This window comes from Sphingorhabdus sp., assembly GCF_044354325.1.
GTDB lineage: Bacteria > Pseudomonadota > Alphaproteobacteria > Sphingomonadales > Sphingomonadaceae > Sphingorhabdus_B.
This window is the reverse complement of sequence record NZ_JBILAF010000118.1, coordinates 1-6,073: the sequence shown is the minus strand read 5'-3', so window position 1 is coordinate 6,073 and position 6,073 is coordinate 1. Positions and strand designations below refer to the sequence as shown.

Below are 6,073 nucleotides of genomic sequence, written 5' to 3'. Positions count from 1 at the left end.
ATACCCCCGCCCAGAATGCCGCATAAGACCAGATGGGCATATCAGGCATCATCGAAACCGCACCGGGCAAACCGCTCACAAAATGTGCCAATGCCAAAATCGCTAAAATCCCTTGTCCGGCGAGCCACCAGAAAGGCCCGCCAAGGCCGACCAAATCGAGGGCAAGTGCCAACGCCTCCAACGGCATAATCACGAAGGTCGTCATGGGTATCGCGACGACATTGGCGAAGGCTCCGTAAAGTCCGGCCTTATGAAAATGAAACAACGCGATCGGGGCCAAGACCATTTCGATGGCGAGCCCGGTGAGCACCAGTGAAAGAACGGCCCGGGCAAATCGATATAGGGTCGGCTCATCCCGCCGTTCGGCAAAGCGCTTCACCAGTGGTAGTTCGTGAAGGATGACAATCGTGGCAACAGCGGCGAAGCTCAGTTGAAAACTTGGACCGGCCAATGCCTCTGGCCAGAATAGCAGAACAATCAACGCGCCAAATGCAACCAAACGCAGGGTAAGCGCATCCCTGCCCAACGCCAGTGCCACGAGCACAACAAGCGCGGCAATGCAGGAACGTATCGTCGGCACCTCTGCGCCCGTTAAAAGGGTATACGCCAGTGCACCCATCGCGGCCGCCGCCGCACAGATGGGCACCGAAATACGCAAGGCCAGCCATGACGACAATGACAGCAACCGGCTGACCGCGATAAAGATAAATCCAACAACCGCCGTCACATGAAGCCCGCTGATCGACAACAGATGCGCCAACCCGCTGTCCCGCATCGCTTGCGCATCGGCCTCGCTTATGTGCCCCTGATCCCCCGTCACAAGCGCCGCGCCAATGGCACCAGCATCAGGCGGCATGGATGCCAAAATATGCTGCGTGAGTTGCGCCCGCTTTGCCGAAAACATCGCATTGGTTCTTGCAGGCTCAATCAAGGTTACTGTTCCCAATGCAGACCCGGTTGCGCCGATCTGCTGAAACCATGCCCGGCGCGCAAAATCATATCCGCCCGGCAAAGTTGGCCCAGCAGGCGGCATCAATCTGGCCCGTAACCGAATGACGGCGCCCACTTGAAATGTTGATTGATACTGTGCGGGCGTAAGATTTACCCGGACGACCGGCGGCAATCCGCCCTGTGCATCCGTCGCAAGGCGCAGGCGAACAACCTCGCGCGCCGTAATATTCTCTAAGGCTTCAATCCGCCCATAAAAATCGCAGATCCAAATTTTGGCCAGAACGGGTTGGGCGACAGCCTTGGACTTCAGGCTAATGAGCCCAAAGCCAAGCAAAATGGCGACTGCCGCCATCCCTGAAAACTGGCGGCTCCGGCTATGCGGTGTAGCCAGCAGCGCAAAAAGCCCAACCGCAATGGCCAATAACAATAATCCAGGGGCCGCCGAAGCCCCACCAAATTGCCAAATGACGATCCCGATGCCTATGCCTACCGGCAACCACAAAGGCAGCTGATCGCGCTCCCGATCAAGCCAATTTTCAAGGGCAATGAACCACCTACGCCCCTCGCCCACGCGCGGCATATTGTTGAGGGTCAAAATGTCCGATATCCCCACCACAATCGCTGTCTATCACCAATATGGAGCGTGGCAAATAACGCACTAATTTTTGGCTATTGTTTGCCTTGACGACCGCTGAATTTCCTACCATTGGGCTACCCAACGACAAAGCCATTTTCTCCCCATGAAATAGTGGCATTTGAAGGACCGAAAGCAGTCGCAAACGACGTTTTGAACGTTCTGTGTCTTAAACGGAAATATGCCCGGTTGGGCGGCCCGCTATGTCGGGTAGCAATGTATGGAGTTTGAAAATGGCCGATAACAACGCAACTCTTACCGTTGGCGAAAACAGCTTTGAATTGCCGATCATGAAAGGTTCGGAAGGACCCGACGTAATCGATATCCGCAAATTATATGCCGTGTCAGATCATTTTACGTTCGATCCCGGCTTCACGTCGACGGCAAGTTGCGAATCTGCGCTGACGTTCATTGACGGTGATGAAGGCATCCTTTTGCACCGTGGTTATTCCATTGAAGAGCTTTCGGAACAGTCGAGCTTCATGGAAGTATCATATCTGCTGTTGAACGGTGAACTGCCCAACAAGGCGCAGCTCGATCATTTCAGCCATACAATTTCACGTCACACGATGCTGCATGAGCAGCTCGCTACATTCTATCGTGGTTTCCGCCGCGACGCACACCCAATGGCGATCATGTGCGGTGTCGTCGGTGCGCTGTCGGCATTTTATCATGATTCGACCGATATCAGCGACCCAACGCATCGCATGATTTCCAGCCATCGTTTGATTGCCAAAATGCCAACCATCGCCGCAATGGCTTATAAATATTCGGTTGGTCAGCCATTTGTGTATCCGGACAACAGCCTGTCCTACACCGGCAACTTCCTGCGCATGACCTTTGGCGTTCCAGCTGAAGAATATGTTGTAAACCCCGTCATCGAACGCGCGATGGACCGGATTTTCATCCTCCATGCTGACCATGAACAAAATGCTTCGACATCGACGGTACGTCTTGCGGGATCATCGGGTGCCAACCCCTTTGCATGTATCGCAGCGGGTATCGCCTGTCTTTGGGGCCCAGCGCATGGCGGCGCGAACGAGGCCGCGCTCAACATGCTGCGCGAAATCGGCACGCCAGACCGCATTCCGCATTACATTGAACGTGCCAAGGACAAGAACGATCCCTTCCGCCTCATGGGCTTTGGGCATCGGGTCTACAAAAACTACGATCCGCGCGCGTCAGTCATGCAGAAAACGGTTCGTGAGGTTTTGACCGAGCTGAACATTACCGACCCAATCTTCGATGTTGCGATGCAGCTCGAAGAAATGGCGCTAAATGACCCATATTTCATCGAAAAGAAGCTGTTCCCGAACGTCGACTTCTATTCCGGCATCATTTTGTCGGCGATTGGTTTCCCGACGGAAATGTTCACCGTATTGTTTGCACTATCCCGCACCGTGGGCTGGGTTGCACAATGGAATGAAATGATTTCCGATCCGGCACAAAAAATCGGTCGCCCGCGTCAATTGTACACGGGTCCAAACCACCGCCCATATCCGAGCCTAGACCAGCGTTAATTGTTGTGGAAGGCGGAGCGTGAATTTAGCGCCTCCGCCTTTTGCAGCCTCAACGGTAAGATCGCCCCCCATCGCGCGCGCCAGACGTCGCGATATATAGAGTCCAAGGCCGCTTCCACCATCGCCGGTGCGACCCAAACGTTCAAACTTGGCAAAAATACGTTCATGGTCATCGGCGTCAACGCCGGAACCTTGGTCCGACACGGAAACATACGCAAATCCATCCTCGGCACCGACTTCCACCTGAACCTCAGTTCCGTCGGGCGAATATCGGATCGCATTGGTGATAAGGTTAAGCATGATCTGAAGCACGCGCCTGAGCTCTGCTGTGGCCGTAACATATGTTTGGGCGTCAGGCAGCGAGATCGTCATGCGGTGATCTGCAGCCGTTAACGCCAGCAAACCAGCGGCGCGCCGCGCAACGTCCCCTAATTCGATATCATCCTGTGCGGTAAAAAAGCCGGGTCGCTCGACGGCTTCCAAATCGTCCAGATCCTCAACAAGGGCAGTGAGATGCCGCGCCGCATTGGCAATGTCGCGTGCATATGAAGCATAGTTTTCACGGATTGGCCCCAACAACTCGCTGCCCATCGTTTCGGCATTGGCAATGATGCGATGCAATGGTTGCCGCAGAACCGGCGCAAGCTGTTTCCCAAAAAGTGCGCCCGAAGATGATCTATCCGCCTGCGCAAAGTTAGCTACCTCAACCTTCCCGTGTTGGGTAAGGGACAGCGTATAGCCAGAAATCTGCCCAGCGCCGTCACGTTTGGCCTGCCCCCAAACCGACATACGAGCATCGTTGAGCGTGCGAACGCTGAGGCGGCTGATCGGGAAAAACCTCTCAACATTCTGGAACGCTGGTAGGGCGCCCGGGCCAAAAAGTCGACCGAGTATGATTTTAGCTGAAGAGCCAAAATCTGTATTTTTTACAATGCCTTCAAATGGTCCGCAGGCGTCAACAAGGCGCAAGGCTTGATCAAATCTAAGCGTGACCAGTTCTTGACCTTGATCAGGCCATATATCCCGCGACGTTGGCTTGACCGCAACATTATGAATTTTGCGCCAGCCCAAGATGGAAAGTTTAACGTCCTTGTTAAAAGGCTCGGCTTCCACCCACAGTTCAAGATTGTTTGGCCCATCCGCAACGCAGACAGGGCGCGCGAGCCGCATCCGAAGACCTGCGACCATTTGCGTGAGGCAAAGCAAGGCTGGGCACGCCAGCGTACCCCCAAGATTGCCGCCTGCCCGAATATGAAGCTGCTGCAACGCGTCGTCCGCGCGCAGCAAGATACCCGCAGACGACACCTCGCATGTGATAGCGCGTGTTAAGTTCATGTTCTGCCAGAACTTAAAAATAGCGACCGAGCAGATGACCAATCACAGATTTGCTGCCGGGCCATTTCAGGAATGAAATGTGTATAGTCAGCCTCAAACAGCGCAGCTTCGCGGGCAGAGAGTTTCTGAGAGCGCAAATCGATCATCGTCTGCAGAGCCGCATGCTTTGGAAAGCCGGCGGCGGCCAACATGACCATCATCGGAAATGCAGACTCAAAATCTATCAACCGAAGGATATGATCATGCCCGATATTCAGGTCCGCGCTGAGATGGGCCACGAAAAGGTGAATCCCGGCATGATGTGGATTAGACAGCGCGGCGCGATTTTCGTCGCCAAGAAAATGCACAATTTTTCGGGCGGATGCCGGGGCTGTCTGCGCTTCGTCGTAGCTGGCAATCAATGCGCGCGCGTTATGGATGACGTTATCCGAATGGCTTCCGGATAACAGCTCAAGCGCGGCGACAATCCGCCAGCACATTTTGTGCAAAATCTCTGGGGGCAGCGTCAGATAAGACCGGCCCTGCGATCGCACCTGCAAGCTATCCGCGGCGAGCAACGCTTGTGCCGCTTCGATTACATGTGTGTCTGCATGGTCGAGCAACTCAACCGCCAATTGGGAAAACCCGCACCCAAGCCGTGCTATCAAATTATCTTCAGCAACACGCGCGAGCGCGAAATCTACAATATCGGTTTTCCGCAAAAACCCGGATCGCGCAAGCAATGGTCCACACGTCGATTCCGGGGTGGCGCCGTGCAACCTTGCTTCAATGTCACGCACGATCTGCAGCAGTTTTACTGAAACTGCGCTTATTGTGGCTTCCGACGGTGTGTGGACCGCTGAAGGAAAGATAATGGATGCGACGTCGTCGCACAGTGCATCAACATCGCGGGCATGGGCGCACGCGATTGAGAGCAAATCATCTTGGGGACCAAGTAAACCGTCCAAAGCCTATCCACTAACGTTCGTGGCGGCCGTTATAGGTTTTTTCGGTTAACGGCGTTTTAAGGCTGATCGGCCTTTTTATCTGGGCCGCTATCATAGCATGCGAACATAAATGCGCTCAGCTGCGCGACCATAATCCATTGCAGCGCATTGGCTAAACCAAGACCGGCAGTGCCGCCTAAAGCCAAAATGGACAGCAAGGCTGGCGACCGCAAAAGCCCGTCCGCCCAACGCGGCAACACGACATGCAAGCTAATCCATGCGATGGAGGCTACCGCAAACGCCGCAAATAGCCCGTCGTTCGTGTAGGAGGTGTCCATATACGCCGCGCCAAACATCGCAATAACAAGCAGCGACAAGGTCACTGACGTCAGCTTGGTGATTTTCCCCTGCCCGTTCAGATCGTCAGTCGTTGCAAGACGCAGAGAATTGGTTGCGACAGCACCAAAAGCAGCGCCGGTTGCGGCCAAATCAAAACCGGACATACCCAGCGTTACCGCGCCCAACGCAAAAACCGGACCAGCAAATTTGACGAGCTTAAGGGCGGTCGGACTTTGCCATAGGATCGGAACCAATTTGGCGGATATTGGCCCCAAAAGCCTAGCTTCAACGAAGCCCGGCTGACTTAAAACCCGCCTGCGTAAAATTTGCTTGTTCAGCTGGACAAAATCCTGCGGACCTTGGACGAT

General features: G+C 54.5%; 6 protein-coding genes. 2 read left to right on the top strand and 4 right to left on the bottom strand.

All coding sequences use genetic code 11. The annotated features are described in order from the left end of the window. Positions 1–1,567 (bottom strand): ComEC/Rec2 family competence protein (locus tag ACIQ0G_RS09645; RefSeq protein ID WP_397577723.1); only part of this gene is annotated, 1,567 nt, incomplete at its 3' end. A gap of 251 nt (positions 1,568–1,818) precedes the next feature. Here ACIQ0G_RS09645 and ACIQ0G_RS09640 point away from each other — a divergent pair. Further along, on the top strand, positions 1,819–3,105 hold the full coding sequence (locus ACIQ0G_RS09640; RefSeq protein WP_397577722.1) for a citrate synthase: 1,287 nt from the start codon (positions 1,819–1,821) through the stop codon (positions 3,103–3,105). Here the strand turns inward: ACIQ0G_RS09640 and ACIQ0G_RS09635 are convergent. Both ACIQ0G_RS09635 and ACIQ0G_RS09630 read right to left on the bottom strand, forming a co-directional pair. Beyond that, a complete protein-coding gene (locus ACIQ0G_RS09635; RefSeq protein ID WP_397577721.1) occupies positions 3,091–4,440 on the bottom strand; it encodes a sensor histidine kinase in 1,350 nt (449 codons plus the stop codon). The two genes, ACIQ0G_RS09640 and ACIQ0G_RS09635, sit on opposite strands and share 15 nt — an antisense overlap. Further along, the gene (locus ACIQ0G_RS09630) at positions 4,437–4,919 is read right to left on the bottom strand and encodes a hypothetical protein (RefSeq protein WP_397577720.1); all 483 of its coding nucleotides are present in this window, start codon (positions 4,917–4,919) and stop codon (positions 4,437–4,439) included. Before ACIQ0G_RS09630 ends, ACIQ0G_RS09635 begins: the two co-directional genes overlap by 4 nt. Before the next feature lie 3 nt (positions 4,920–4,922). On the opposite strand from ACIQ0G_RS09630, the gene ACIQ0G_RS09625 reads away from it, so the two are divergent. Beyond that, entirely contained in the window at positions 4,923–5,240 is a 318-nt protein-coding gene (locus ACIQ0G_RS09625; RefSeq protein WP_397577719.1) for a hypothetical protein, read from the top strand. A gap of 203 nt (positions 5,241–5,443) precedes the next feature. Here the strand turns inward: ACIQ0G_RS09625 and ACIQ0G_RS09620 are convergent. Then, the coding region (locus ACIQ0G_RS09620) for a hypothetical protein (protein ID WP_397577718.1) at positions 5,444–6,073 on the bottom strand (630 nt) is incomplete at its 5' end.

Coding starts and splice junctions, on each gene's coding strand:
- ACIQ0G_RS09630 (WP_397577720.1), bottom strand. CDS start 4,919: ATGTGCTGGCGGATTGTCGCCGCGCTTGAGCTGTTATCCGGAAGCCAT.
- ACIQ0G_RS09640 (WP_397577722.1), top strand. CDS start 1,819: ATGGCCGATAACAACGCAACTCTTACCGTTGGCGAAAACAGCTTTGAA.
- ACIQ0G_RS09635 (WP_397577721.1), bottom strand. CDS start 4,440: ATGAACTTAACACGCGCTATCACATGCGAGGTGTCGTCTGCGGGTATC.